Origin of the sequence: Pseudovibrio sp. Ad5 (assembly GCF_001623095.1) — a bacterium.
In the GTDB taxonomy this organism is placed as follows: domain Bacteria; phylum Pseudomonadota; class Alphaproteobacteria; order Rhizobiales; family Stappiaceae; genus Pseudovibrio.
Window position 1 is genome coordinate 1 of the sequence record NZ_LMCH01000051.1, and the last position, 579, is coordinate 579.

1 pseudogene is annotated in these 579 nt (G+C 41.1%); it reads right to left on the reverse strand.

The features are described from left to right. Positions 1 to 410, reverse strand: a pseudogene (pyrB, locus tag PsAD5_RS14400) (aspartate carbamoyltransferase catalytic subunit); the annotation flags it as partial. Positions 411 to 579 lie beyond the last annotated feature (169 nt).

The following is a 579-nucleotide window of genomic DNA, read 5'->3' on the forward strand; positions in this document are numbered from 1 at the left end:
ATTGTAAATAAGTCAAGTAGTGATTGACTCGGATGTTCACCGCATCCATCACCGCCGTTCACAATAGCAATGTCTAATTTTTCGAGTCCCGCATAGTAATTTTCTTCTGAGTGTCTAATCACTGCGACATTGACCCCGACGGCTTGCATTGTGAGCAGTGTATCGTAGAGCGTTTCTCCTTTTGTCATGCTAGAGCTCGCTGCATCAAAAGAAACAACCTCCACACCTAACTTTTTCTCTGCTACTTCAAAACTCGTATGTGTTCTCGTACTTGGTTCAAAAAACATATTGACCGCGAAAGTCTGTTCATTAAAAGTCGCTTTTTTCCCGCGTTTAAACTGTGCCGCCTGCTCTAATAAATGCTCGATTTCATGGACGGTTAATGCTTCCATTGACAACAAATTTTTCATTTAAAGCGCCACCTTTTCTACTTCATTTTATAGAAAAACCTCTGTAAATTTTTTGTCTGCAGAGGTTTTTTTGTCATGTGTTATGCTGATCTGTGCTCGGCTGGTAATACTAAGTTTAAGATAATCCCAATAACTGCCGCGAGCGCCATACCAGATAGCTCGAACGTTC